Annotated in this window: 23 protein-coding genes, 1 tRNA gene and 1 pseudogene; 10 read left to right on the plus strand and 15 right to left on the minus strand. The window is 59.6% G+C overall.

The annotated features are described in order from the left end of the window. Positions 1–210, plus strand: a pseudogene (locus tag Q0072_RS09895) (threonine synthase); the annotation flags it as partial. Between the two features lie 2 nt (positions 211–212). On the opposite strand, the gene Q0072_RS09900 reads toward Q0072_RS09895, so the two are convergent. The 4 genes from Q0072_RS09900 to Q0072_RS09915 all read right to left on the minus strand — a co-directional run bounded on the left by Q0072_RS09900 (position 213) and on the right by Q0072_RS09915 (position 3,041). Continuing rightward, positions 213–1,136, minus strand: a complete 924-nt coding sequence (locus Q0072_RS09900) for a TraB/GumN family protein (RefSeq protein WP_298329192.1) — start codon at positions 1,134–1,136, stop codon at positions 213–215. A gap of 54 nt (positions 1,137–1,190) precedes the next feature. After that, positions 1,191–1,526 (minus strand): HepT-like ribonuclease domain-containing protein, encoded by a 336-nt coding sequence (locus tag Q0072_RS09905; RefSeq protein ID WP_298329194.1) that lies wholly within the window; start codon positions 1,524–1,526, stop codon positions 1,191–1,193. Beyond that, the gene (locus Q0072_RS09910) at positions 1,516–1,812 is read right to left on the minus strand and encodes a nucleotidyltransferase family protein (RefSeq protein ID WP_298329197.1); all 297 of its coding nucleotides are present in this window, start codon (positions 1,810–1,812) and stop codon (positions 1,516–1,518) included. The genes Q0072_RS09905 and Q0072_RS09910 overlap by 11 nt, the downstream gene beginning before the upstream one ends. Before the next feature lie 131 nt (positions 1,813–1,943). Beyond that, on the minus strand, positions 1,944–3,041 hold the full coding sequence (locus tag Q0072_RS09915) for an NAD(P)/FAD-dependent oxidoreductase (protein ID WP_298329200.1): 1,098 nt from the start codon (positions 3,039–3,041) through the stop codon (positions 1,944–1,946). Between the two features lie 84 nt (positions 3,042–3,125). Here Q0072_RS09915 and gcvA point away from each other — a divergent pair, with 84 nt between their 5' ends. After that, positions 3,126–4,088, plus strand: a complete 963-nt coding sequence (gene gcvA, locus Q0072_RS09920; RefSeq protein WP_298329203.1) for a transcriptional regulator GcvA — start codon at positions 3,126–3,128, stop codon at positions 4,086–4,088. 161 nt (positions 4,089–4,249) lie between these two features. Here the strand turns inward: gcvA and Q0072_RS09925 are convergent, their stop codons facing one another. Beyond that, positions 4,250–5,257, minus strand: coding sequence for a cysteine synthase A (locus Q0072_RS09925; RefSeq protein WP_298329206.1), 1,008 nt, complete (start codon positions 5,255–5,257; stop codon positions 4,250–4,252). A 374-nt stretch (positions 5,258–5,631) separates the two neighbouring features. Here Q0072_RS09925 and Q0072_RS09930 point away from each other — a divergent pair, with 374 nt between their 5' ends. From Q0072_RS09930 to rpoD, 4 genes are all read left to right on the plus strand, one after another. Next, complete coding sequence (locus tag Q0072_RS09930) at positions 5,632–6,615, plus strand: homoserine kinase (protein ID WP_298329209.1); 984 nt, start codon at positions 5,632–5,634, stop codon at positions 6,613–6,615. Between the two features lie 49 nt (positions 6,616–6,664). Next, complete coding sequence (locus Q0072_RS09935; RefSeq protein WP_298329212.1) at positions 6,665–7,582, plus strand: aspartyl protease family protein; 918 nt, start codon at positions 6,665–6,667, stop codon at positions 7,580–7,582. 59 nt (positions 7,583–7,641) lie between these two features. After that, on the plus strand, positions 7,642–9,552 hold the full coding sequence (gene dnaG / locus Q0072_RS09940; protein WP_298329214.1) for a DNA primase: 1,911 nt from the start codon (positions 7,642–7,644) through the stop codon (positions 9,550–9,552). Positions 9,553–9,657: 105 nt separating this feature from the next. Then, complete coding sequence (gene rpoD / locus Q0072_RS09945) at positions 9,658–11,748, plus strand: RNA polymerase sigma factor RpoD (RefSeq protein WP_298329216.1); 2,091 nt, start codon at positions 9,658–9,660, stop codon at positions 11,746–11,748. A 122-nt stretch (positions 11,749–11,870) separates the two neighbouring features. On the opposite strand, the gene Q0072_RS09950 is transcribed toward rpoD, so the two are convergent. The 6 genes from Q0072_RS09950 to Q0072_RS09975 form a co-directional block, all read right to left on the minus strand. Further along, positions 11,871–13,169, minus strand: coding sequence for a folylpolyglutamate synthase/dihydrofolate synthase family protein (locus Q0072_RS09950; protein ID WP_298329218.1), 1,299 nt, complete (start codon positions 13,167–13,169; stop codon positions 11,871–11,873). 194 nt (positions 13,170–13,363) lie between these two features. Continuing rightward, positions 13,364–13,813 carry a hypothetical protein gene (locus Q0072_RS09955; RefSeq protein WP_298329220.1) on the minus strand — a complete coding sequence of 150 codons (450 nt, stop codon included), beginning with the start codon at positions 13,811–13,813 and terminating at the stop codon, positions 13,364–13,366. 41 nt (positions 13,814–13,854) lie between these two features. Then, positions 13,855–14,793, minus strand: coding sequence for an acetyl-CoA carboxylase carboxyltransferase subunit beta (locus tag Q0072_RS09960; protein WP_197723571.1), 939 nt, complete (start codon positions 14,791–14,793; stop codon positions 13,855–13,857). Positions 14,794–14,906: 113 nt separating this feature from the next. Further along, positions 14,907–15,725, minus strand: coding sequence for a tryptophan synthase subunit alpha (gene trpA, locus Q0072_RS09965; RefSeq protein WP_298329224.1), 819 nt, complete (start codon positions 15,723–15,725; stop codon positions 14,907–14,909). A gap of 2 nt (positions 15,726–15,727) precedes the next feature. Further along, complete coding sequence (trpB, locus tag Q0072_RS09970; protein WP_298329246.1) at positions 15,728–16,924, minus strand: tryptophan synthase subunit beta; 1,197 nt, start codon at positions 16,922–16,924, stop codon at positions 15,728–15,730. Positions 16,925–16,976: 52 nt separating this feature from the next. After that, positions 16,977–17,639: a phosphoribosylanthranilate isomerase gene (locus tag Q0072_RS09975; protein WP_298329227.1), complete on the minus strand. Its 663-nt coding sequence runs from the start codon at positions 17,637–17,639 to the stop codon at positions 16,977–16,979. 120 nt (positions 17,640–17,759) lie between these two features. Between Q0072_RS09975 and Q0072_RS09980 the strand changes: the two genes are divergently transcribed. Further along, entirely contained in the window at positions 17,760–18,704 is a 945-nt protein-coding gene (locus tag Q0072_RS09980) for a glucokinase (protein WP_298329230.1), read from the plus strand. 34 nt (positions 18,705–18,738) lie between these two features. Here the strand turns inward: Q0072_RS09980 and mscL are convergent, their stop codons facing one another. The 4 genes from mscL to cmk form a co-directional block, all read right to left on the minus strand. Then, a complete protein-coding gene (gene mscL, locus Q0072_RS09985) occupies positions 18,739–19,134 on the minus strand; it encodes a large-conductance mechanosensitive channel protein MscL (protein WP_298329232.1) in 396 nt (131 codons plus the stop codon). A 28-nt stretch (positions 19,135–19,162) separates the two neighbouring features. Beyond that, the gene (locus Q0072_RS09990) at positions 19,163–19,459 is read right to left on the minus strand and encodes an integration host factor subunit beta (RefSeq protein ID WP_013479844.1); all 297 of its coding nucleotides are present in this window, start codon (positions 19,457–19,459) and stop codon (positions 19,163–19,165) included. 313 nt (positions 19,460–19,772) lie between these two features. Beyond that, complete coding sequence (gene rpsA / locus Q0072_RS09995; RefSeq protein ID WP_126422296.1) at positions 19,773–21,461, minus strand: 30S ribosomal protein S1; 1,689 nt, start codon at positions 21,459–21,461, stop codon at positions 19,773–19,775. Positions 21,462–21,663: 202 nt separating this feature from the next. Continuing rightward, positions 21,664–22,305: a (d)CMP kinase gene (gene cmk / locus Q0072_RS10000; protein ID WP_298329237.1), complete on the minus strand. Its 642-nt coding sequence runs from the start codon at positions 22,303–22,305 to the stop codon at positions 21,664–21,666. A gap of 185 nt (positions 22,306–22,490) precedes the next feature. Here cmk and Q0072_RS10005 point away from each other — a divergent pair, with 185 nt between their 5' ends. From Q0072_RS10005 to Q0072_RS10015, 3 genes are all read left to right on the plus strand, one after another. After that, positions 22,491–22,979, plus strand: coding sequence for a TIGR02300 family protein (locus tag Q0072_RS10005; RefSeq protein WP_298329240.1), 489 nt, complete (start codon positions 22,491–22,493; stop codon positions 22,977–22,979). A gap of 192 nt (positions 22,980–23,171) precedes the next feature. After that, positions 23,172–23,247: transfer RNA gene (locus tag Q0072_RS10010), tRNA-Ala, on the plus strand. 188 nt (positions 23,248–23,435) lie between these two features. Beyond that, positions 23,436–23,708 (plus strand): GNAT family N-acetyltransferase, encoded by a 273-nt coding sequence (locus tag Q0072_RS10015; protein WP_298329243.1) that lies wholly within the window; start codon positions 23,436–23,438, stop codon positions 23,706–23,708. The last annotated feature ends 145 nt before the right edge of the window (positions 23,709–23,853 follow it).

A 23,853-nucleotide genomic window follows, 5' to 3' on the forward strand; every position in this document is an offset into this window, starting at 1 on the left:
ACGGGCGAGGCCAAGGGTGGACAGATCGTTCTGTCCACGGCACACGCCGCCAAGTTCCCGGCCTTTGTGACCGAGGCTTTGGGCTTTGAGCCCAAGGCCCCGGACGCTATCACCGATCTTTATGGCCTGACGGAAACTCTGACCGAAATGCCCGCCGACGTTGCCGCCGCAGTGACAACGGTGAAGGCCTTTATCGAGTGGATAGATTAGCCTCAGTTTTCCGGCGCGGACACCCGGTAGCCTCTGGCGCGTAGCTTTTCGAGCACGCCGCCTTTGCGCAACAATTGGCCTAAGGGCAGGACAGCGACCGTCTTGCCGGGTCTGTTCAGGGCGTCACTGACGGCGCTGACGGAATCGCTAATGCTGCGATTGAGCGTCGCCGTAGCGGTGGGTGATCCCGACAGGCACTTCATCAGCACCGAGCCCTGATAGAGGCTGCGCAGCGTCGGAATATCGCCGACGGACCAGGCCTGAGCCGCGCGCGGCGCGCGATCCATATCGAAGTCGATATCGTCCAGCGTATAGCGCAGACAGGCTTCGCTTGCCTCTTCGCTCATGGCATTGACCGCCTTGAACAAAGGCCCGCTGTCGTAACGCCCGGCGGCGCGCGCCGACACGCCGGCGGTGCGCGCCAGACGCCTGATCGTCGTCAGCGGCTCATTCTCGCTGAGGCCATATTTCTGGAGCACCTCGCGGCGCAACCGCGCCCCTGCCCAGACCGGTTTGTCTTTGGCAAAATCCCGGGTGGATACGCCTGCCCGACGCGCCGTGGCCTCATAACGGGCATAGAGATCACCGGGCAAGGTGTCTTTCAGCCGACCGCCATCCGGCAAACCCTTATTGCGCATCAGGGACCACACGTCGCCGGGGCCTGTGCTGTTATCCGGTGGCGTGATCAGCCCATTGGCCCCGCGCAGGGCATTTTCGATACGCGTCGTCTTCCAGACCTGCTTCTTGGGAAACACCGGCAGCACGCCGATAATGATGACCTGACTGTCGTCATCCGACACGCGCCACAAGGCCGGACCGACCGCCGCCCGGCCACGCACCACGACCTCATCAGCCCAATCCTCCTGAGCCGAGGCGGCAAAAGGCAGTAGTAAGACGCAGAGGCTGAGCAGGAAGAGACGCAACATTTTCATACGTCGAATAGTGGCGCGATTTGGCAACAGTTTTGTAACGGTTAGAGTTCAGGCCTCTTCCTCGTCAACAACCGCTTTAAGCAGAGGCAGGTCCTTCTGTAGCGTGATCCATACCATGCTATGAGCGACGTTCCCGTAATCGTGGCGGTAGATATTTCCCGAACCCGCAATTTGTTTCCAAGGCAGTTCAGGATGGCGTGCTTTTAACTCATCCGACAGTTTGCGGCTGGCTTCGGAGATAATCTCCAGACAACGCACGACCGCGTAATAGCTTTTGAGATCTGTCGCAAAAGCCGTTTCATCAAGTCCCTCGCCAAAGCTAAGGGCGAGATCAATGTTTTCCGCTATGTCGGTCAGAGCCTGACGTTCGCGTTCAGAACGCATAGACCGCTTCCCGTTCTATGGTCGGCCTCACAAAGGATTTCAAGTTCACCGAATTGGCGACATCCACCGGGACACTGAACAGGGACTGGATAAATTCAACTATGCCCACATACTCAAACACGCCGAGGCGGGCCTCAGGATCAAGGTCCACCAGAATATCGATATCGCTGTCTGGCCTTTGGGCATCTCGCGCGACGGACCCGAACAGGGCAGCGCGACGCACCCCAAGCCGTTCAAGCTCCGGGCGATGGCTCTGCAAAACAGAAATGACTTCGTCGCGCTTCATAGCCCAAGCATAACGCAACGAGGTAAAAATAAAACCCCGCCTCAGTTTGAACTGAGACGGGGCTATTTCCACTGGGTACGGAGCATGGGAACTATAGCGCGCTCTCGCTTCGCTGTTTGAGCGCAGCCCCGCTATTTCACGCCCAGCTTCTTTTGCAGGTCCGACGATGAGGTCGTGTACTGGAAGCGCAGCTTCTTGTCCGGGAAGACGTAGCGGAAGACGGCCTGCGCCGCCAGAGCGCCTTCGTGGAAGCCCGACAGGATGAGCTTCAGCTTGCCCGGATAGTAGTTGATGTCACCGATGGCGAAGATTTGCGACGTGGAGGTTTCAAACTTTTCCGTATCCACCGGGATCAGGTTTTCGTGCAGGTTGAGGCCGAATTCCGCCACGGGGCCCAGCTTCATGGTCAGGCCGAAGAAGGGCAGGAAGGTATCGGCGTCGATGTGGATTTCCTTGCCATCATTGTCTTCGATGGTGACGCCGGTCAGCTTGTGACCTGTTTCGCCGGACAGGGCCGTGGCCTGACCGATGATCAGGTCCATCTTGCCCTCTTCGACCAGCTTGCGCATCTGCGCCACGCTGTGCGGGGCGGCGCGGAAGTCGTCACGGCGGTGCATCAGGGTCACGCGCTCGGCGATGGGTTGCAGGTTGAGCGTCCAGTCGAGCGCCGAATCCCCGCCACCCGAAATGACGATGCGCTTGCCGCGGAAGGCTTCCATCTTGCGCACGGCGTAGTGCACGCCAATACCCGCACCGATGTTTTCAAAGCCGTCAATGCCGGGGATCGGCGGCTTTTTCGGCTGGAACGAGCCACCGCCGGCGGCGATCAGAATGCAGCGCGCGATGACCGACGTGCCCTGATCGGTCGTCACCTTCCACTTGGTCGTGCCGTCTTCCTGCTCAAGCTTTTCAACGGCCACGGCCATTTCGCCGAGGTGGTATTTGGCACCGAACGGCGCGATTTGTTCCAGCAAACGATCGGTGATTTCCTGACCGGTGATGATCGGCCATGCCGGAATGTCGTAGATCGGCTTTTCCGGATAAAGCTCGGCGCACTGACCGCCCACCTTGTCGAGAATGTCGATCAGATGCGCCTTGATATCGAGCAGGCCCAGCTCAAACACGGCAAACAGGCCCACCGGGCCGGCGCCGATGATCACGGCATCGGTTTCCCAGGCCTGACCGGCTTCGAGGACTTCGATAGCGGGGGACGGGTGCGCGTCACTCATTTTTGTCTCCGGAACGCAAAGATTAGATTTGTTAAACGATGGATGCGCTATATAGAGCGCTGGGTTTAGATTGGATAGTTTTCAATGTCGCGTGACCGTCTGCCGCCGCTGTCGGCGCTTCGGGTGTTCGAAGCCGCCGCGCGCCACGAAAGTTTCAAGCACGCCGCCGAGGAGTTGTTCGTTACACCCGGCGCCGTGTCTCAGCAAATCCGCTTGCTGGAAGAGCACGTCGGTGTCGAGCTGTTTGTGCGCGACGGCCGCCGTGTGGTGCTGAGCGATGCCGGTAAGGCCTCCTCGATCATCCTCAAAGAAGCCTTTGAAAAGATGTTCGAAGCGACGCGCATCATGCGTCAGACTCAACAAAAGGGCCGCGTCACCGTGTCGGTGGCCCCCAGCTTCGCGGCCAAATGGCTGATGCCGCGTCTGGGCGACTTTTCGGCGGCCAATCCGGACATTGATGTGTGGGTGTCGGCGGATATGGCCCCGACCGATTTCGCGGTCTCGGACATTGATCTGGCCATCCGCTATGGCACGGGCAATTACAACGGGCTGAATGTCGAGCATCTGCTCGAAGAAGCTGTCCTGCCCGTCTGCTCGCCCGCCTTGTATGAGGCCGCGCCGATCCGCAAACCCGCGGACCTGGCCCACCACACGCTGTTGCACGACGTCTCCTCGGACCTCGACCCGTCCGATCCCGACTGGGCCATGTGGCTCAAGGCGCATGGGGCCGATGAGATCGACGCCACGCGCGGACCGCGCTTCAACCAAAGCCATATGGTGATCGAAGCCGCTGTGGCCGGTCGTGGCGTGGCTCTGGCCAAGCGCACCATTGCCGAGGCCGATCTGCGCGCCGGTCGTCTGCGCGGCCTGTTCAACGAAAAGGACGCGCCCATCAGCTTCGGCTATCATCTGGTGTGGCCGCAAACGCGCGAACCGTCGATGGCGCAGGTGCGCTTCATGGACTGGTTGCGGGCGCAGGCGCGCGATCTGGGCCACGCCTCCGCTCAGCCGCAGGACAGACCGGTCTTTGCCGCACAGGGAATATAGACTTACCTCCCTCCCTGCCATAGCGGGGAGGGAGGACCGCGAAGCGGTGGGTGGGGTATCGCCGAATTGCGTCGCGCCCCCTCCGTCGCGGACATGCCGCGACACCTCCCCCGCTCCGCAGGGGAGGAGATTAAACTTCGAAAGCGCCGTTAACGCAGCTCTCACCCCTCGCTCCACGGCGGGACGGGCAGATCTTTGGATTTCAGGAATTCGGCGTTGAAAATCTTGGAGGCGTAGCGGTTGCCATAGTCGCACAGCACGGTGACGATGGTCTTGCCCGGCCCCATAGCTTTGGCCATCTTGATCGCGCCGGCGACATTCAGCGCCGCCGAACCGCCGACCAGCAGGCCTTCGTAGCGGTCGAGATCGTAAAGCACCGGCAGCCATTCCTCGTCGGCCACCTGACAGGTGAAGTCCGGCGTCAGGCCTTCCAGATTGGCGGTGATGCGCCCCTGACCGATGCCTTCGGTGATCGAGGTGCCTTCGGATTTCAGTTCGCCCGTCGTGTAGTAGCTGAACAGGGCCGCACCGAACGGATCAGCCAGACCGATCTGTATCGCCGGATTGAACGCCCGCAGCCCCAGCGCCATACCGGCCAGCGTACCGCCGGACCCGACCGAGCAGATAAAGCCGTCGATCTTGCCGTCCGTTTGTGCCCACACTTCGGGGGCGGTGCCGTCGATATGGGCCTGACGATTGGCCACATTGTCAAATTGGTTGGCCCAGATGGCCCCGCCCGGTTCCGTCTTCGCCAGCTCTTCGGCCAGACGCCCGGAATAACGGACATAGTTGTCCGGATTGGAATAGGGAACGGCATCCACCTCGATGAGCTTCGCGCCCAACATGCGGATGGCGTCCTTCTTTTCCTGCGCCTGTGTGCGCGGAATGACGATGACAGCCTTATAACCCAGCGCATTGGCGACCATGGCCAGACCGATACCGGTATTGCCGGCCGTGCCTTCGACAATGGTGCCGCCGGGTTTCAGCAGGCCCTTCGCCTCGGCATCACGGATGATCCACAAGGCGGCGCGGTCCTTGATCGACTGCCCCGGATTGAGGAATTCCGCCTTGCCATAGATGTCGCAGCCCGTCTCTTCTGACGCGCGTTTGAGGCGGATCAGCGGCGTATTGCCCACAAGGTCGAGTACGGAAGAAACGGTCCTGGCCACGAAACAACTCCTGTTTTCGCCTTTGCGCATAGAGCGTATTTCGTTCAAATTGAACCGAAATAACGCTCTAAATTTTTGGTTTGGCGCGCTTTTTAGCCCGAAAAGTGCGGTACACTTTTCGGAAAGCGCTCTATGGGATTTAAGCCGCAATCCCAAGCGATAGATTCTCACCGGCGGGTTTAGCGCGACTTACAGATCAGCGCGCGTCCTTATAGGACAAGGCTTTGAGAGTGGTCAATCTTCGGACGGCGGTGCGAATGACGCAGGACCCTGGATCAACGCCCCTATTGTCGAACGGGCATCGCATTGCGTATAGGCTTTTGACCTCGCCTGCGGATCAGGAGAGACACAAGACATTAGGGGCGTTCGGGCATATGGCCGTTTTTACCAAGGTATCTCTGGAAGAGGCCCGCGCCTATCTGAGCCGCTATGAGATCGGCGACCTGATCCATCTGGAAGGCATAGAGGAAGGCGTCTCCAATACCAATTTCAAGGTGGAAACGACGACGGGGCTTTATGCCCTGACCCTGTTCGAGGCCGCGACGCCCGAAAAAGACCTGCCCTATTTCATGGACTATACCCTGCATCTGGATCAGAAGGGCTATCCGGCCCCCGGCCCGGCGATCATGACAGACGGGACGACGGTGGGTCGTATCAATGGCAAGCCGTGCGCCCTGATCAGATGGCTGCCCGGACGCTGGCCACGCAATCCCGATACGCGGCACGCCACCTCGGCGGGTCAATATCTGGCCCGTTTGCATGAGGCTGGCCGCGACTTCGCTCAGACACGCGAAAACAGCATGGGCATTGCGCACTGGGACGCCCTGATCGGCCGTTGCGAACCGCGCGCCGCCCAATCTGCCCGCGCCGAGGCCCTGCTGGCCGATTTCCGTGCGGAGGTGGCATGGCTGAAAACGCGCTGGCCGACTGATCTGCCGTCAGGGGCCATCCATGCCGACTATTTTACTGACAATGTGCTGATGGATGATGAGGGGCGGGTCACCGGCGTGATCGACTACTACTATGCCTGCACCGACTTCTATGCCTACGATCTGGCTGTGGCGCTGAACGCCTGGGGCTTTACGCCGGGCGGGCAACCCCTACCCGACATGATCGCCGCCTTTGTGCAGGGTTATCACGATGAGCGCCCGCTGTCAGAGGCTGAAATCGCCGCCCTGCCGCTGTTTGCGCGTGGGTCTGCCGTGCGTTTTACCCTGACGCGGCTGTACGATCTGCTCAACCACGACCCGTCGTGGGTGGTGAAACCGAAAGACCCTGAAGCCTTTTATCGCCGCCTCGACTATCACCGCGATATCGCCTCCGGTCAGACCTATTTCGATCCCTTGACATCCACCTGAACGCGTGAGAGCTGTAGCCGCAACCGTAACATAACGGGGAGGGGAAAAGATGCTCACCAAACGTCAGTGTCTGACAGGATTGTCGGGCCTCGGGTTAATCAGCGCGTCCACGGCTCAGGCTCAGGAGATTTCAGTTCCAATCGCGGTCACCCGATCGCGACGGATAATGACAAGCCTCACCATTCATAACCAGGGGCCATTCTACTTCTTCATAGATACCGGTGCTTTCATCAGCGGTATCCGTCCATCTCTGGCCCGTAAGCTGGGCCTGCGCCGTGTCGAGAGTATGCGCACATCCGGCCTTGGCGGTAGCGATTACACCCAAATCTACGAGGCCACAGATGTGGTCTTCGGCGAGAGCTTTCGTGTCAAGGCCATGGCCATGGGCGGACTGGAAATACTCGAAAGCCGTGATTACGAGGGCTTTCTGGCTACGGGTTTTCTGACGGGGGTGCCCAGCCAGCTCGATTTTGAAGCCTCGCGCATTCACTTCCCGTCCGGCGGCGAAAAATTTGACATTACCGGGTATCATCCGTGGCCCAGCCGACGCGAGCAGCAGGGTGCGGGCGAAAAAATATACGTCGATGTTATGATTGACGGCATAAAGGCCAACTGCCTGCTCGATACGGGCGCGCCGCAGGCCCTGATTTTGCATTCCCGTTTCGTGCGTGAGCGCAAGCTGTGGGACCGGTTTGCAAACCCTGAAAATCGGGTTGCCGCGGGCGTGCATGGAGACAAGGTGAAATCACGCTTTGTACACGCGGACTCGCTGGAGATAGGGGGCTTTCCAATCAAGGGCGCGCCTGTGACCTTGTTGGACCCTGAGGGCACCAGCGGTTTTGAACTGGATGACGGGATTATCGGTATGGGCGCTATCGGCCGCTTCAATCATATCTTCGCCAAGGATGGACTGCTCGTTAAACCCAACCGTTATTTTGATAAGGTGGAGCCGCTTTTCTCGGCGTGAGCAAAGCCGCCTTGACCGCTTTCTCTTTTCTTTCCGGGCGCAAGGCGTATATGTAATCCGTGCGCTTCGACGATCGTTTTCTGGAAGAACTGAAATCCCGCTTGCGGCCATCTGAGGTCATTGGCAAGGCGGTCAAGCTGCGCCGCAATGGTCGCGAATGGGTCGGCCTGTCGCCCTTTTCCAAGGAAAAAACACCCTCCTTCTACGTCAATGACGAGAAGGGGTTTTTCCATGATTTCTCCTCCGGCAAACACGGTGACATCATCTCCTTCCTTCAGGAGACGGAGCGTCTGAGCTTTGTCGAAGCGGTCGAACGGCTGGCCAGCGAAGCCGGCATGGCCCTGCCGGTGCAAACCCCGCAGGCCGCGCAGGCCGAACAGAAGCGACAATCGCTGAACGACTGGATGGAACTGGCGGCCCGATGGTTTGCCGCCCGCCTGCACGACAATACGCCGGGCGCCAAGGCCGCGCGTGACTATCTGAAAAAACGCGGCCTCAGCGATCAGGACGTGGCGCATTTCGGTTTGGGCTACGCGCCAAAGGAGCAGACGGCGCTGAAAGACGCGCTGGTGCAGAAGGGGGCCAAGGTCTCCGAACTGGTCGAATGTGGGCTTCTGATCGAGATTGAGGGCAAGGCCCCCTATGACCGTTTTCGCAACCGCCTGATGTTCCCTATCGAAGACGCGCGCTCAAAGATCGTCTCGTTCGGCGGGCGGGCGCTCGATCCCGACGAAAAGGCCAAATATCTCAACGGACCGGAAACGCCGCTGTTTCACAAGGGGTCGCTGCTGTACGGCCTGCCCAAGGCGCTGAAAATCCTCGGTTCGAGCCAGACGGGGCCGGAACTGGTTGTGGTCGAAGGCTATATGGACGTTCTGGCTTGCCAGCGGGCGCAGATCGCCGCCGTCGCTCCGCTGGGCACCGCCCTGACCGAAGAACAGATCGATATTTTGTGGCGTCGCCATCCGGAGCCCACCCTGTGCTTCGATGGTGACAAGGCCGGAATGCGCGCCGCCAACCGCGCGCTGGACCGTGCCCTGCCGAAACTCAAGCCGGGCAAGTCGTTCAAGGTCTGCCTGATCACCGGCGGCAAGGACCCGGACGACGTCCTGCGCGAAAAGGGCGCACTGGCGCTGCGGGAGTCCCTCAGCGAGACCCAGCCCTTTGTCGAGGTGCTGTTCAAACGCGAACTGGAGCTGGAGCCGCTCGATACGCCAGAGCGCAAGGCGGGCCTGCGCAAGCGGCTGCGAGCACTGGCGGCGCAGATCGAAGACAAGGACCTGGCCGACTCCTATCGGCAGGACCTGATGGCGCGCTACGACGCCTTGTTCCAGCGCCAGCCGCAGGCCTTTCAACCGGGGTTTCAGGCCGGTTTTCAGGGAGCGCAAGGCCGCACTCGCTTCCCGCGACGCGACGCGCAGGGCCGCCTGATTGAGCCGCCAACCATCGCCACGCCCGAAGGTCAGCAGGCCGCCCGTGCCCTGTCGAAGGCGCTCGATCCGATGGCGGCGGCGCTGGCGCAGGGGCTGCTCGATCATCCCGACTGGATGTTTGATCATATGGAAGCGCTGGAATCCTATGGGCTTGGCGATCCGGCGCTCGACGGACTGGTTCGCGCTCTGGTCGCTTTAAGTTTTTCCACAAGCCCCCTTGACTCAGGCGCTGTGAACCGCCATCTGCAAAATCAAGGTTTCGGCGCATTGTTGAGCGAGATACAAAAGGCGGCCCTCAGATCGGCCTCGCCAATCCTCGCACAGGACACAACTCTCGCAGATGCGCAGGCCGGCTGGATCAAAGCGTTCAATGCGTTCGCGCGTTTGACGGCCTTGGATCGTGCGTTGAAGGCAGCCCGTGACGACGCTTCGGCAGAATTTGATGCTGAAATTTTCGTCCGGACCAAGCAGGAACGCGACAGTTTGCGCAAAGCCTTGAAAAGCGGACAAATTTTTGAAGCGGAAAGCGACGTCTAGGTTAAGACTTCGTTGATCTTCTTCGTAAATATAGGTTTGGTGCGGCAAAAATGCCGCATCTGGTTCCAAGGTCTCATGACGGCTGCGTCATGGGCGGAGAGATAGATGAGCACAGCGACGGACAAACCCGAAGCCGATACGCCCTCTGACGGCCCCCTTCTCGACCTGACCGATGCCGGCGTCAAGAAATTCATTAAGAATGCGAAGGCCCGCGGCTACGTCACGATGGACGAGCTGAACAAGGTGCTGCCGTCCGAAGAGTTTACTTCGGAGCAGATCGAAGACACCCTGGCCATGCTCACCGAGATGGGCGTGAACGTCGTCGATTCCGAAGAGGAAGCGACGGAGGGTGGCGAAATCGCGGTCCGCGAGGAAACCGGCGGCGTGGTCGTCGCCGAAAAGACCTCGTCCTATGACCGCACCGATGACCCTGTGCGCATGTATTTGCGCGAAATGGGCTCGGTCGAGCTTCTGTCGCGCGAAGGCGAAATCGCCATCGCCAAGCGCATCGAAGCCGGTCGTGACACCATGATCCGTGGCCTGTGTGAATCGGCCCTGACCTTCGAAGCCATCATGATCTGGCGCGAAGAACTGGAGTCGGGCCGCATCCTGCTGCGTGAAATCATCGACCTCGAAGGCACCTATGGCGGCGGTCCGTCGGAAGGCCCGCCTCCGGGGGCGCTGGACGACGACGCGGAAGAAGAGGATGCCGACGCGCCGATCGCCATGCGCGCGCCTGAGCCCGTCGTAAAGGCCCCTGAGCCCAAGCCCGAACCGAAGCCGGAGCCCAAGGTTGAGGCCAAAAAGCCGGAGCCGAAGAAAAAGGCGGATGGCGACGACGAGGACGAAGACGACTACGTCCCGATGGATGAGGAAGAGAAGAAGCCTCAGCCGGAAGAAGAAGAGGAAGACGATTTCGACGACGGCGCCGGTCCTTCGGTGTCAGCTATGGAATCGGAACTGCGCGAAGGCGTGATGGCGACACTCGACGCCATTGCCGGTGAGTTTGAAACCTATCGCGGTCTTCAGGAACGCATTCTGGGCGCGCGCCTCGAAGGATCGCCCGTCGATCCGGCGGACAAGGTGGCCTATGATGAAGTCACCTCGGCGATTACGCGACACCTCAAGACGCTGAAGCTCAACAATCAGCGTATCGAAGCGCTGGTCGAACAGCTTTATACGATCAACAAGCGCTTGATGTCGCTGGAAGGCCGCCTGCTGCGTCTGGCAGACTCCTACGGCATTTCGCGTCAGGAGTTTCTGCAAAACTACTATCACCGCGAGCTTGATCCTCAGTGGACGGACAAAGTGCGCGCTCTGGGTGTGCGCTGGCAGAAGTTTGCCGACAACGAAGCCGGTCCCATTGGCCGTATCCGCACCGACATCATCCAGTTGGCCACCGATATGGGCGTGGCCGTCGATGACTATCGTCGCATCGTGCAGACGGTGCAGAAGGGTGAGCGCGAGGCCCGTCAGGCCAAGACCGAAATGGTCGAAGCCAATCTGCGTCTCGTTATCTCGATTGCCAAGAAGTACACCAACCGCGGTCTGCAATTCCTTGACCTGATTCAGGAAGGCAATATCGGCCTGATGAAGGCCGTCGATAAGTTCGAATATCGTCGCGGCTACAAGTTCTCGACCTATGCCACCTGGTGGATTCGTCAGGCCATCACGCGCTCGATTGCCGATCAGGCGCGCACCATCCGTATCCCGGTGCACATGATCGAAACGATCAACAAGATCGTGCGCACTTCACGTCAGATGCTGCATGAAATCGGCCGTGAACCGACGCCGGAAGAACTGGCCGAAAAGCTGGCCATGCCGCTGGAGAAGGTGCGCAAGGTTCTGAAAATCGCCAAGGAACCGATCTCGCTCGAAACCCCCATCGGGGACGAAGAGGATTCGCACCTCGGCGATTTCATCGAAGACAAGAACGCCGTCCTGCCTATCGACGCGGCGATCCAGTCGAACCTGCGCGAAACCACGACACGCGTTCTGGCGTCTCTGACGCCGCGTGAGGAGCGCGTGCTGCGGATGCGCTTCGGGATCGGCATGAACACCGACCACACCCTCGAAGAAGTCGGTCAGCAGTTTTCGGTGACGCGCGAACGTATCCGTCAGATCGAGGCCAAGGCGCTGCGCAAGCTGAAACACCCCAGCCGCTCGCGCAAACTGCGCTCGTTCCTCGACAGCTAACGGGGTCTGGGGCCTGCGGCCCCAGATCTTCTACCAAAGAAAAAGCCTCGCTTCCAGAGCGAGGCTTTTTCTTTGGTTACAGGGTTTGTGGGGGCACATGATGCTTTCTTTGGCCCCCCCCCTTAACTGGGCCAGGTATCGGGCGACAGAGCCAGCACATCCCCCGCCAGATAGAGCGACCCGCAGATCAGCACGCGCGTCGGGCCGGCGGTGATATGCACCACGGCATCGGTTACACTGTCCGCGACGCTCGCTACAAAGCCGCTTTGGGCCGCCTTGGCCGCCAGTTCCGCCGGCGGAATTACGGCCTCAGACGAAAAGGCGACGCAGGTAATCCTGGCCTCAAGCCCTTTGAAGTGCGCGAAAAACTCGGTCGCGTCCTTGGTATTGATCAGTCCACAGATCAAATGCAGCGGCTTGGCATCACGCGCCTGAAGCCGGTCGATATGGGCGCGCAAAGCCCGCGCGGCGTGCGGGTTATGCCCGCCATCGAGCCACAATTCAGAACCTTCCGGAAGCGCCGCCACCAGAGGTCCGGCTTTCAAACGCTGCATCCGTGCGGGCCAGACAGCGGTCTGCAAGCCCTGATCCATGGCCTCGGACGACCAGCCCATCAGGCGCGCCGCCTTGATGGCCAGCGCCGCATTGTCGATCTGATGCGCGCCGGGCAGACGCGGCAGGCTAAGGTCGAGTAAGGCGTCTTCGTCCTGAAAAACGAGGCGGCCGTTTTCCTCATGCGCCTCAAACCCCTGCCCGGCCGTATAGAGCGGGCTGCGTGCCTTGAGTGCAGCGCGTTCGATTACCGCTTCGGCCTCATCGGCCTGACGCGCGCTGATGACCGGGCAACCGGGCTTGATAATCCCGGCCTTCTGCTTGGCGATGGTGGTCAGGTCATTGCCCAGAAAGGCCTGATGGTCATAGTCGATGGGCGTGATAATGCTGATCTTCGGTGCACGGATGATATTCGTGGCATCCAGCAAACCACCAAGCCCGGTTTCGAGCAGAAGGACATCGGCCTCGACCTCCGCAAAGGCCAGAAAGGCCGCCGCTGTTGTCGCTTCAAAAAAAGTCAAAGGCTGACCGGCATTGGCCTTTTCAACGCGATCCAACACATCGGCCAGATAATCGTCCGTAATCAGATGACCGGCCACGCGGATGCGTTCGGCAAAACGCACCAGATGCGGCGAGGTATAGACGTGCACGCGCAAGCCCTGCGCCTCAGCTATGGCCCGCAAAAGCGCCAGGGTCGAACCCTTGCCATTGGTACCCGCCACATGGATAACCGGCGGCATGCGCTCCTGAGGATTGCCCAGCGCTTCGCACACCCGCAGCATACGATCCAGCGTCAGGTCGATCTTCTTAGGGTGAAGCGCTTTAAGCCGCTCCAGCGGCGCATCGAAGGGCAAAAGTCGGTCGGTCATACATACTCCCTCCTCCCTACGTCGTGGGGAGGTGGATCGGCGCGGAGCGACGAGACGGAGGGGTAAGCCATTGGGCTCTTGCGAATACCCCTCCCCTATCTGCGCCCTGCGGGCTGGATATTCCCCCTCCCCACCTTCGGTAGGTAGGAGTAAAGACGCAAATTCTTAGCGGATAGGTAAGCCCGATGCCACACCTATCCGTGAGCCGCCTTTGCCGGCAAGGCATCCTTATCCGGTCGGCGAATAAGCCATGCCACGGAGCCCGCGGCAAACCCTATAGCCGCACAAAAACCCGCTAATGGCAGGCTGGGAAACAAAAACAAAGACGCAAGCGATCCGCCCACAACCGAGAAAATGGCATGAACCCAATAACTCGTCTGGTGGTACTTCTGCAAAAGCGCTTGAACGGGCAGACCAATGATCAACATAGGTAAAGCGGTGCAAGCAAAAACAAGAGCAAATGGAATGAGGGCAGACATTGAAAAGACAAACGCTAATATCTTTGGTATTTGCTGTGGATCGCCTATATCGTCTCCCACACCCGCAATTGCCACGCTCAATATAAACCCAAACGCGGCCACGCCGGCCCCAATAATGCACGCGCAAACGGATTTTATTAGCGGCCAGTAGCGATCAAATTTCACAGGCTCCCCCTCGTCACCTGCGCCAAATTAGGGGTGCAGGGTCAATGACCCTGCCGGCGTTTGCCATCCATCAGCATGGACATCAGCGCCCCCAGAACTTCGGGAAGCTCCGCACGCGGAACAACGCGGTCCACCATGCCCTTATCTACAAGGTATTCGGCCCGCTGGAAGCCTTCGGGCAGCTTTTCGCGGATGGTAGTTTCGATCACGCGCGGCCCGGCGAAGCAGATCAGCGCGCCCGGCTCGGCCAGATGAATGTCGCCCAGCATGGCGTAGGAGGCCGACACGCCGCCCGTGGTCGGGTCGGTCAGGACAACGATATAGGGCAGTTGCGCGGCCTTTAGCTCCTGAATGGCCAGCGTCGTGCGCGCCAGCTGCATCAGGGACAGGGTGCCCTCCTGCATCCGCGCCCCGCCCGAAGCCGTGATGGCCACCAGAGGCACCTTGCGTTCAACCGCGTAACGGCAGGCGGCAATAAAGGCTTCGCCGGCCGCCATGCCGAGCGAACCGCCCATGAAGGTGAAGTCCTGCACCAGCACGACGCAGGGCACGTCCGATACCTTGCCATAGCCGATCTGCATGGTGTCCTTGGCACCCGACGCCTCGCGCGCGGCCTTCAGGCGCTGCGCATAGGGCTTGCCGTCCGAGAAATGCAGCGGGTCTTCGGGCACGGCGGGCGTATCAAGCGCCTCATATTCGCCGTTGTCGAAGGTAAAGGACAGACGCGTCTGGGCATTGATGCGCATGTGCCGACCGGTCGGCGTCACCCACAGCGACGCTTCGAGGTCGGGGCGATAGATCATCTCGCCCGTATCCGGGTCCTTGACCCACAGATTTTCGGGCGTTTCACGCTTGGACACAAATTTGGAGACGCCGGGGGCAATCTTGGCGAGCCATCCACCGCTGTCGCGGCGGTCCGTGGGTCGGGCGGTATTCGTCAAGGCGCGTCTACTCTTGGCTAATTTATCGGCAATGGCCATGTAAGGTCACTAACTCCGGAGGCGCTCAAAAATCTATGCGTTTTTCTGCGGTGAGCCGTGCCAATAAAGGGTTAACGAACCCTTTCATTCGCCGGCTTCCACAGTTTGAGGGCCTAGTTTCTCGCGTTACGGACAGCCTGAGCCAAAAGGCTCGCGGTTTCCAGCACTTTTGTGCTGGATGGGGAATTTTCAAGTAAAGATTTCGCTATTGCGTCCACCAGAACCGAACCGACAACGCTGCCGTCGGCGATACGGGCCACTTCGGCGGCGCGCTCCGGCGTCTTGATGCCGAAGCCGACCACGACGGGCAGGTTGGCGACCTCACGCACATGGGCCACGGCCTCACGGATACCTTCGGCATTGACTTCCTTGACGCCGGTGACGCCCGCCACCGAGACGTAATAGACAAAGCCCTTGGTGCGCTTCACCAGCGTTTTCAGACGGTTGTCGTCGCTGGTTGGCGTGATCAGGCGGATCAGCGCCACATCAGCGGCATCCAGCGCATCAATCAGACGCTCGGCTTCTTCGGGCGGACAATCGACGATAATCACCCCATCGACGCCCGCCTTGGCACAGGCTTCGGCAAAGGCCGGATAGCCCATATTCTCGACCGGGTTCATATAGCCCATCAGAATCAGCGGCGTTTCGGCGTCCGATTCACGAAAGCGTGAAGCCAGCGCAAAGACGTCCGCCATCTTCGTACCGTTCTTCAAAGAGCGTTCGGCCGCCAGCTGAATGATCGGGCCTTCCGCCATCGGATCGGAAAAGGGGAAACCCAGTTCGATAATATCGGCACCGGCCTCAACCAGCCCCTTAAGCACGTCGAAAGAGGTGTCAAGGTCCGGATCGCCGGCCATTATGTAGGAGACAAAAGCCGCCCGGTTCTCCGCCTTAAGCTGGGCGAAGCGGGCGTCGATACGCGCGACTGACACGGTTAGAGATTCCCCATTTGCTGACCGAGCGCCTTGGCGACGGTGAAAATGTCCTTGTCGCCCCGACCCGACAGGTTGAGCACGACGACGCCGCCCTTACCGACCTCCTTGGCCAGATCGCCCAGGCGGGCGATAGCGTGCGAGGATTCGAGCGCCGGAATAATGCCTTCGAGGCGCGAGGTGAGCTGGAAAGCCTCCAGAGCTTCTTCATCGGTGGCATAGACGTAACGCGCGCGACCCGTATCGAACAGGTGCGCGTGTTCCGGCCCAATGCCCGGATAGTCGAGACCAGCCGAGATCGAGTGACCTTCGAGAATCTGACCGTCCTCATCCTGAAGCAGATAGGTGCGGTTGCCGTGCAGCACGCCCGGACGGCCGCCATTCAACGAGGCGGCGTGGCCGTTATAGACATCCAGCCCGTGACCAGCGGCTTCGACGCCGACAATCTTCACGCTCTCATCATCGATGAAGGGGTGGAACATGCCGATGGCGTTCGAGCCCCCGCCGACGCAGGCGATCACAGCGTCGGGCAGGCGGCCTTCGGCCTCCAGAATCTGCTGGCGCGTCTCCTTGCCAATGATGGTCTGGAAGTCGCGAACCATTTCCGGATAGGGGTGCATACCGGCAGCGGTACCGATCATATAATAGGTGTCGTGGACATTGGTGACCCAGTCACGCAGCGCCTCGTTCATGGCGTCCTTCAGCGTACCATTGCCGTTGGTCACCGGGTGCACCTTGGTGCCCATCAGTTGCATACGGAAAACATTGGGCTTTTGACGCTCAACGTCCAGCGCGCCCATATAGACCGTACACGGAAGATCGAACTTGGCGCACACGGTGGCCGAGGCCACACCGTGCTGACCGGCCCCGGTTTCGGCGATGATGCGCGTGCGGCCCATACGGCGCGCCAGCAGGATCTGACCGATGCAGTTATTGATCTTGTGCGCGCCGGTGTGGTTCAGCTCTTCGCGCTTGAAATAGATTTTGGCGCCACCGAAATACTCGGTCAGGCGTTCCGCCAGATACAGCGGGCTGGGGCGACCGACGAAGTATTTAAGAAGGTGATGATACTCCGCCCAGAAGGCCTCATCCTGTTTCGCCTGCGCCCATGCTTCGCCCAGTTCGAGAACGAGCGGCATGAGGGTTTCGGGGACATAAAGCCCGCCGAACTCACCGAAACGGCCCTTGGCGTCCGGCATGTTGTAGCGATTGGTCAGGATGGCATCATCCACGGTGACAGGTCCTTCTGGATTAAAGCCCTTTTACGGCTTTAAGAAACTGAGAGATCAGTGCTGCGTCTTTTAGTCCCGGTGCCCGCTCAACACCAGAAGAAACATCGACCATTTTCGCTTTCGACTGTGAAACCGCCTCGGCGACATTCCAGGGGTTGAGCCCGCCGGCCAGCAGCCACGGGCGTAACGACGGGTAGCCTTCCATCAGCGTCCAGTCAAAGCGCGCCCCGACCCCACCGGGCAGGGCGGCATCCTTCGGCGGTTTAGCGTCGAACAGGAGGTGGTCAACCGCATCTTCGTAGGCCGCCGCCGCCAGCACATCGGCGCGACTTTCGACACTGATGGCCTTGATGAGCGGAATACCAAAGCGCGCGCGGATATGGCGGACACGCTCAGGGCTTTCATGGCCATGTAGCTGGATCAGGTCCGGACGCACGTTTTGCGCAATGGCTTCAAGCAGCGCATCGTCCGGATCGACCACAACACTGACGCACTGCGTTTTTTTATTCATGTGCGCAGTATAGGAAGTCGCATTTGCAATCAACTGTGCCATGCGGTCCAGGTCAAGATGCCTGGGACTTTTCGGAAATGAGATGAAGCCCAACATGCCAGCGCTGTCATCTATCGCTATGCGAGCGCTATCATCATCCGTTATACCGCAGATTTTCGCCTTAATCGTCATGAAGCGCCTTGATTTTTATATCAGATGCGCCGAGCTTTAAGAAAAATCAAGAATTAGCGCGCTAATTCTCGACTCACATAAAACGCGTCGGACAACGGCGCACCGTACAGGGGATAGTATATGACCGCCGTTCTTTTGAGCGACCTCTCCAACAGTGCCCACATGAAGCTGGCGCTGGTAACGCCGGGGGCGCGCCCGACAGAGGCCACGCTGTATCCATGCAAGTCGATCGAAGAATTCAACGCTTCCATAGTCGATTTCCTCGAAGCCAACAACCAGCCTGAACTGATGGCCGCCGCGGTTTCGGCCTGCGGCTGGGAGGTGGATGGCGGCTTTTCCATGCCCAACCACGGCTATCGCATTGACCGGCAGCACCTGCGTGAGCTTCTGAATATTCAGCGCCTGCACGTCGTCAATGACTGCGTATGTAAGGCCATGGCCGTCGAGCGACTGTTCACCTCCGAACTGGTAAAGGTCTGCGGCGGCGAAGGTGAGGACGGGCAGGTGAGAGCTCTTGTCGGGGCCGGGCGCGGGCTGGGGCTGGCCGCCATTATAATGGACGATCTGGGACATCCGACGGTACTGCCCTGCGAAGGTGGCCATGCCGATCTGGCGGTGACAACGCCCCGCGAAGCGCAGGTTTTTGAGCACCTGGAACGCAAGTACGGTCACGTGTCGCGCGAACGCGTCGTCAGTATCCAGGGTCTGGCGGAAATCTACGAAATTCTGGGACAGGTGGACGCCGGCGATAACCGCCGCGTCAATGCTTCCGAGGTGGTCGCCCTTGCCCATACCGGCGATGCGCGGGCGCTTGAAGCCGTCAGCCTCAGTCAGGGCTTTCTGGCCGCTATGGCCTCCGATACGGCCCTGATGCTGGGCGCACGCGGCGGCATCTATCTGGCCGGTGAGTATGTGGAACTGATCAGCGACCTGATTGACTGGCAAACCTTTGAGGCACGCTTCAATGACAAGGGGCGACTGCGCGGCTATATGCAGGACATACCGGTCTATCTCATTCGCGCGCGTGATCTGGAACTGATCGGCCTGACCACGCTGTTTGGGTAAAAGAAAAGGCGCGGAATTCACCGCGCCTTCTGACTTATTTCTTCTTCAACTCTTCAAGAATACCGGCCAGCAGGTCCTTCTCCGAAGGCCCCGGATCGGCCGCGGGGGCGGCGGGCGGCGGGAAGAGGCGGTTGATCGCCTTAACCACCATGAAGATGGCCGCGCCGATAATCACAAACTGAATCAGCGTGTTGATGAAGAGGCCATAGCTGATGGCGACTTCGGGCGTGTCACCCACGGCGGCTTTCAGGACCAGCTTGAGGTCCGAAAAATCCACGCCGCCGGTCAGCAGACCGATCGGCGGCATGATGATATTGTCCACCAGCGATGACACGATCTTGCCGAACGCGCCACCGATGACGACACCGACCGCAAGATCGATGACATTGCCGCGCATCAGGAAGGTTTTGAATTCTGAAACAATGCTCACAGGCACCCCCTCTGTTTATGTGTTTATTTTATTCGTTGTCATCGCCCGACAGGTTCAGGCGTTCGCGCAGTTCCTTACCGCTTTTGAAAAACGGCACGTGCTTGGCCGGCACCGATACGGCCTCACCGGTGCGCGGGTTACGACCCACGCGCGCCGGACGCGAACGCACCGAAAAGGCGCCGAAACCGCGCAGTTCGACCCGGCCACCCTTTTCGAGCGTCTCGATCATGGATTCCAGAATCAGATTGACGATCCGTTCGACGTCTTTCTGCGTCATATGCGGATATTCGGACGCCAAACGCTCGATCAGTTCCGATTTTAACATCTTATCCCCCGAACACAGGTTCGAAATATATAGGCGTCCGGTGATCCACGGTCTTGAATCTTATGACCACGTTGCAACGCAGCCGGACACCCGCCAGCACATCATCTTACGAGCATGATCGAAAACGAAAGCCGCTTCAAGGGGTTGTTTCAAAAATTAATAGCCGTTGAGACGAAATGTATACGAAATATGCGCTCATCCGCACGAAGTCGCGCCTGTGAGGCGCTGCGGCGCACAAAAAAAGCCCCCGCTTTTCAGTTCTTGCGAAGCTGAAAAGCGGGGGCCGCATTAAAGACCGTTAGGTCTGAAAGGCTTACTCTTTGGTCGAACCGCGCAGGGCCGCGCCCAGGATGTCGCCCAGCGAAGCGCCGGAGTCCTGAGAGCCGTACTGCTCGATGGCCTGCTTTTCGTCGGCCATTTCCAGAGCCTTGATCGAGACGGACACCTTGCGGGCGGCCTTATCGACATTGGTGATCTGGGCATCGACGCGGTCACCCACGGCAAAGCGCTCGACGCGCTGCTCGTTGCGGTCGCGCGACAGGTCCGACTTGCGGATGAAGGCCGACACCGGGGCATCGTCTTCGCCGAACTTGACTTCGATACCGCCCGAAGTGACTTCGGTGACGGTAACGGTCACGGTCTGGCCCTTACGGAAGGTGTCGCCCGACATCGGATCGCCGCCGAGTTGCTTGATACCCAGCGAGATGCGTTCCTTTTCGACGTCAACGTCCAGAACCTTGGTCTTGACGATGTCGCCCTTCTTGTACTTGGCGATGGCTTCTTCGCCCGCGACGTTCCAGTCGAGGTCGGAGAGGTGGACCATGCCGTCGATGTCGTTTTCGAAGCCGACAAACAGACCGAATTCGGTCGCGTTCTTCACTTCGCCTTCGATCACCGAACCGATCGGGTGCTTGGACAGGAAGTCATCCCACGGATTGTTCTGAGCCTGCTTGAGGCCCAGCGACACGCGGCGCTTGCCGGCATCGACTTCGAGGACGACCACTTCGACTTCCTGAGAGGTCGAAACGATCTTGCCCGGATGGACGTTCTTCTTGGTCCACGACATTTCCGAAACGTGCACCAGACCTTCAACGCCCGACTCCAGCTCAACGAACGCGCCGTAGTCAGTGATGTTGGTGATGCGACCGGTGAACTTGCCACCGACCGGGTACTTGGCTTCGACACCGTCCCACGGATCGGATTGCAGTTGCTTCATGCCCAGCGAGATACGCTGCGTGTCCGGATTGATCTTGATGATCTGGACGCGGACGCTGTCGCCGACATTGAGGACCTGCGACGGATGCGAGACGCGCTTCCACGACATGTCGGTAACGTGCAGCAGGCCGTCAATGCCGCCGAGGTCAACGAACGCACCGTAGTCGGTGATGTTCTTGACGACGCCGTCACGGATTTCGCCTTCGGCCAGCTGACCGACCAGCTCGGTGCGCTGTTCGGCACGGGCTTCTTCGAGGATGGCGCGACGCGACACGACGATATTGCCGCGCGGACGGTCCATCTTGAGGATGGCGAAGGGTTGTTCCTTGCCCATCAGCGGGGCGATGTCGCGCACCGGACGGATATCGACCTGCGAACCGGGCAGGAAGCCCGAAGCGCCGTCCATATCGACGGTGAAGCCGCCCTTGACGCGGCCAACGATGGTCCCCATGACCGGCTCGCCACGGTTGAAGATGGCTTCGAGGCGGGTCCAGGCTTCTTCGCGACGGGCCTTCTCACGGCTGATGACCGCTTCGCCCATGGCGTTTTCGACGCGTTCCAGATAGACTTCGACGGTGTCGCCGGTCTTGATGCTGGCGGCGTCCGAGCCGAATTCCTTCAGCGAAACGCGGCCTTCGGTCTTCAGACCGACATCGACGATAACGAAGTCCTTTTCCAGGCCGACGACCAGACCGTGTACGACCTGACCTTCGAGCATGTCACGGCCGTGCAGGGATTCGTCCAGAAGGGCCGCGAAATCGTCACGCGACGGATTATAATCGCTCATGTAATCTCAGTTTGGGTTGGCGCTGAGGCGTGGCCGTGACGAAGACGGCGTAAGCGGACAGGAACGGCGAAGCGCACGGCTTCGGCCACACGGACAGCGGCTTTTTTAAGGGAATGTCACATGCCGGATGCCCGGATAGGGTTTCCGCGAAGCGCCGTTCGTGATCCTGCCTGATAAAAGAGCGCCGGTGAGATTGGCCCTTTTAAAAAGAGCCGCGGCGGTCCTTCACGATGCGTCGCGCATGTTCGATGGCCGCCTCTATACCTAAATCGGTCGTATCAAGCAAGACGGCATCGTCAGCCATGGACAAGGGGGCCGAAGACCGCGACGAGTCGCGCTCATCGCGCAGGCGGATATCTGCCAGAACATCCTCATAGGCCAGATCGGGATTACTCTTCACCAGTTGCAGCCAACGGCGGTGGGCCCGCACCTCGGCGCGGGCGGTGACGAAGATTTTGACCGCCGCATCGGGCGCGATCACCGTGCCGATATCGCGGCCATCGAGCACGGCCCCGCCCGGCTGATGGGCAAAATCTATCTGAAAGCGTTTCAGGGCTTCACGCACGTCGGGAATGGCGGCCACCTGTGAGGCCCATTCGCCGGCGTCGCGACCGCGTAGGTCCGGATTATCGAGCGTTTGCGTATCCAGCGTCCGCGCGATCTCGACCAGTTGCGGCACGTCTTCGAGCGTCAGCCCCTGCTGCGCCCGTAGATACCCAACGGCGCGATAGATCAGGCCGGTATCGAGCATAGGCAGGCCATAATCCTGCGCAATGACAGAGGCCAGCGTCCCCTTACCGGAGGCCGCGGGACCGTCGAAGGCGATGATGAGGGATTGCGTCATAAGGGCCGCTTTTAGATAGGCCTGACAAAGCCCGCAACCCCCTTCCCTCGCCTACCCTCAGGATAAACCCGCATACAGAAGGTCATAAAAAGGAGCAAAATGCCGAAAATCCGTTTTGACAGGCGCGCGATCTGGTGGCAAGGGAGGCCAAAGCTTTATAGTTTTCCACTTTATGAGGACGCTCCGTGGCTGATCCCGCCCTTGGCACCAAACAGATTTGTCCGAATTGCACGGCCAAGTTCTACGACCTGAATAAACGTCCGGCCCACTGCCCCAAATGCGCTTTCGAGTTCGATCCCGAAGAAGCGCTGCGCACCCGTCGTACCCGCGTCCGCCCGGTCGCGCCGGACGAGTACGAAATGGACGATGAGGCCGAAGATCAGGTCAAGGGCAAGACCCCCGGCGAAGAGGACGAAGACGAAGAACCGGAAATCGTCACGCCGGAAATCGACGAAGTGGTCGCCGATGACACGCTTCTGGCCGACGAAGACGATGAGCTTGATCCCGCCGATCCGGCCCGCGTCGCGCCCGATCCGGTCGATATGGATATCGAAGACGCCGATCTGGCTGATGACGATGCCGATGATGTGCCCTTCCTCGAAGACGATGAGGATGACACCTTCGACGAAGACATCGACGGTCTGCCCGGCGAAGGCAACGAAGACGACATCTGATCGTCCGTCACAGGATAGAAAAAGCCGCGAAGTTTACGCTTCGCGGCTTTTTTCATGGCGCTCACCGCCCCTCTTCACGGACCTGTGAAAAAATCAAAAAAACTTCGAAAAAGCGCTTGCATGTCAAAATGCCTTGTCCTAGAAGTCGCGACCTCAGCGGCGGCGACGCCAACGAGACCATCGAAATGAGATGGGGCTATAGCTCAGTTGGTAGAGCGCTTGAATGGCATTCAAGAGGTCAGCGGTTCGACTCCGCTTAGCTCCACCATTAAAAAAGGCTCTCCCTCCGGAGAGCCTTTTTTAATGGTTTCGTCGAAGGGCCGCCAACACCGAAGGGGTAAGCCGCCTTAAAAGGCGGCGCATCACTCCGCCCCTCCACCTGAACCCTTCCTCTCTTCTTTTTACGCTCTGGCGCTTAGACCTGATCCTTCCCATCTCTGAATGAAGGAGGCCACCATGAGCCATATCACTGACAATGCCACCCAAAGCCGCTTTGAGCTGAGCCGCGACGGACACACCGCCTATGCCGACTATCATCTGCAAGGTGCGGTGCTGAATATCGACTACGTGTTTGCGCCGCCGGAACTGCGCGGTTCTGGCGCGGCCGGCGACCTGATGAAGGGCATCGCTGCCCATGCCCGCGCCAGCGGCCTGAAAGTGCATCCCATCTGCGGCTATGCGGTCGCGTGGCTGAAACGCTCGTCCGAAAGTCAGGATTTGCTGGTCTAGAGCGTTATGATTTTAGGTTGAAGCACATCCTGAGTTCGTGAAGTAGTTTGCGCATTCGTGTGGAGGAAAGAAGTCAATGAGTTTGCCGATCTTTCTCCAGACGTTTTCCTTGGTTCGTTCGGCCGCCTTTCTCAGGAGGTGTTTG

Source organism: Asticcacaulis sp. (assembly GCF_027484505.1).
GTDB lineage: Bacteria > Pseudomonadota > Alphaproteobacteria > Caulobacterales > Caulobacteraceae > Asticcacaulis.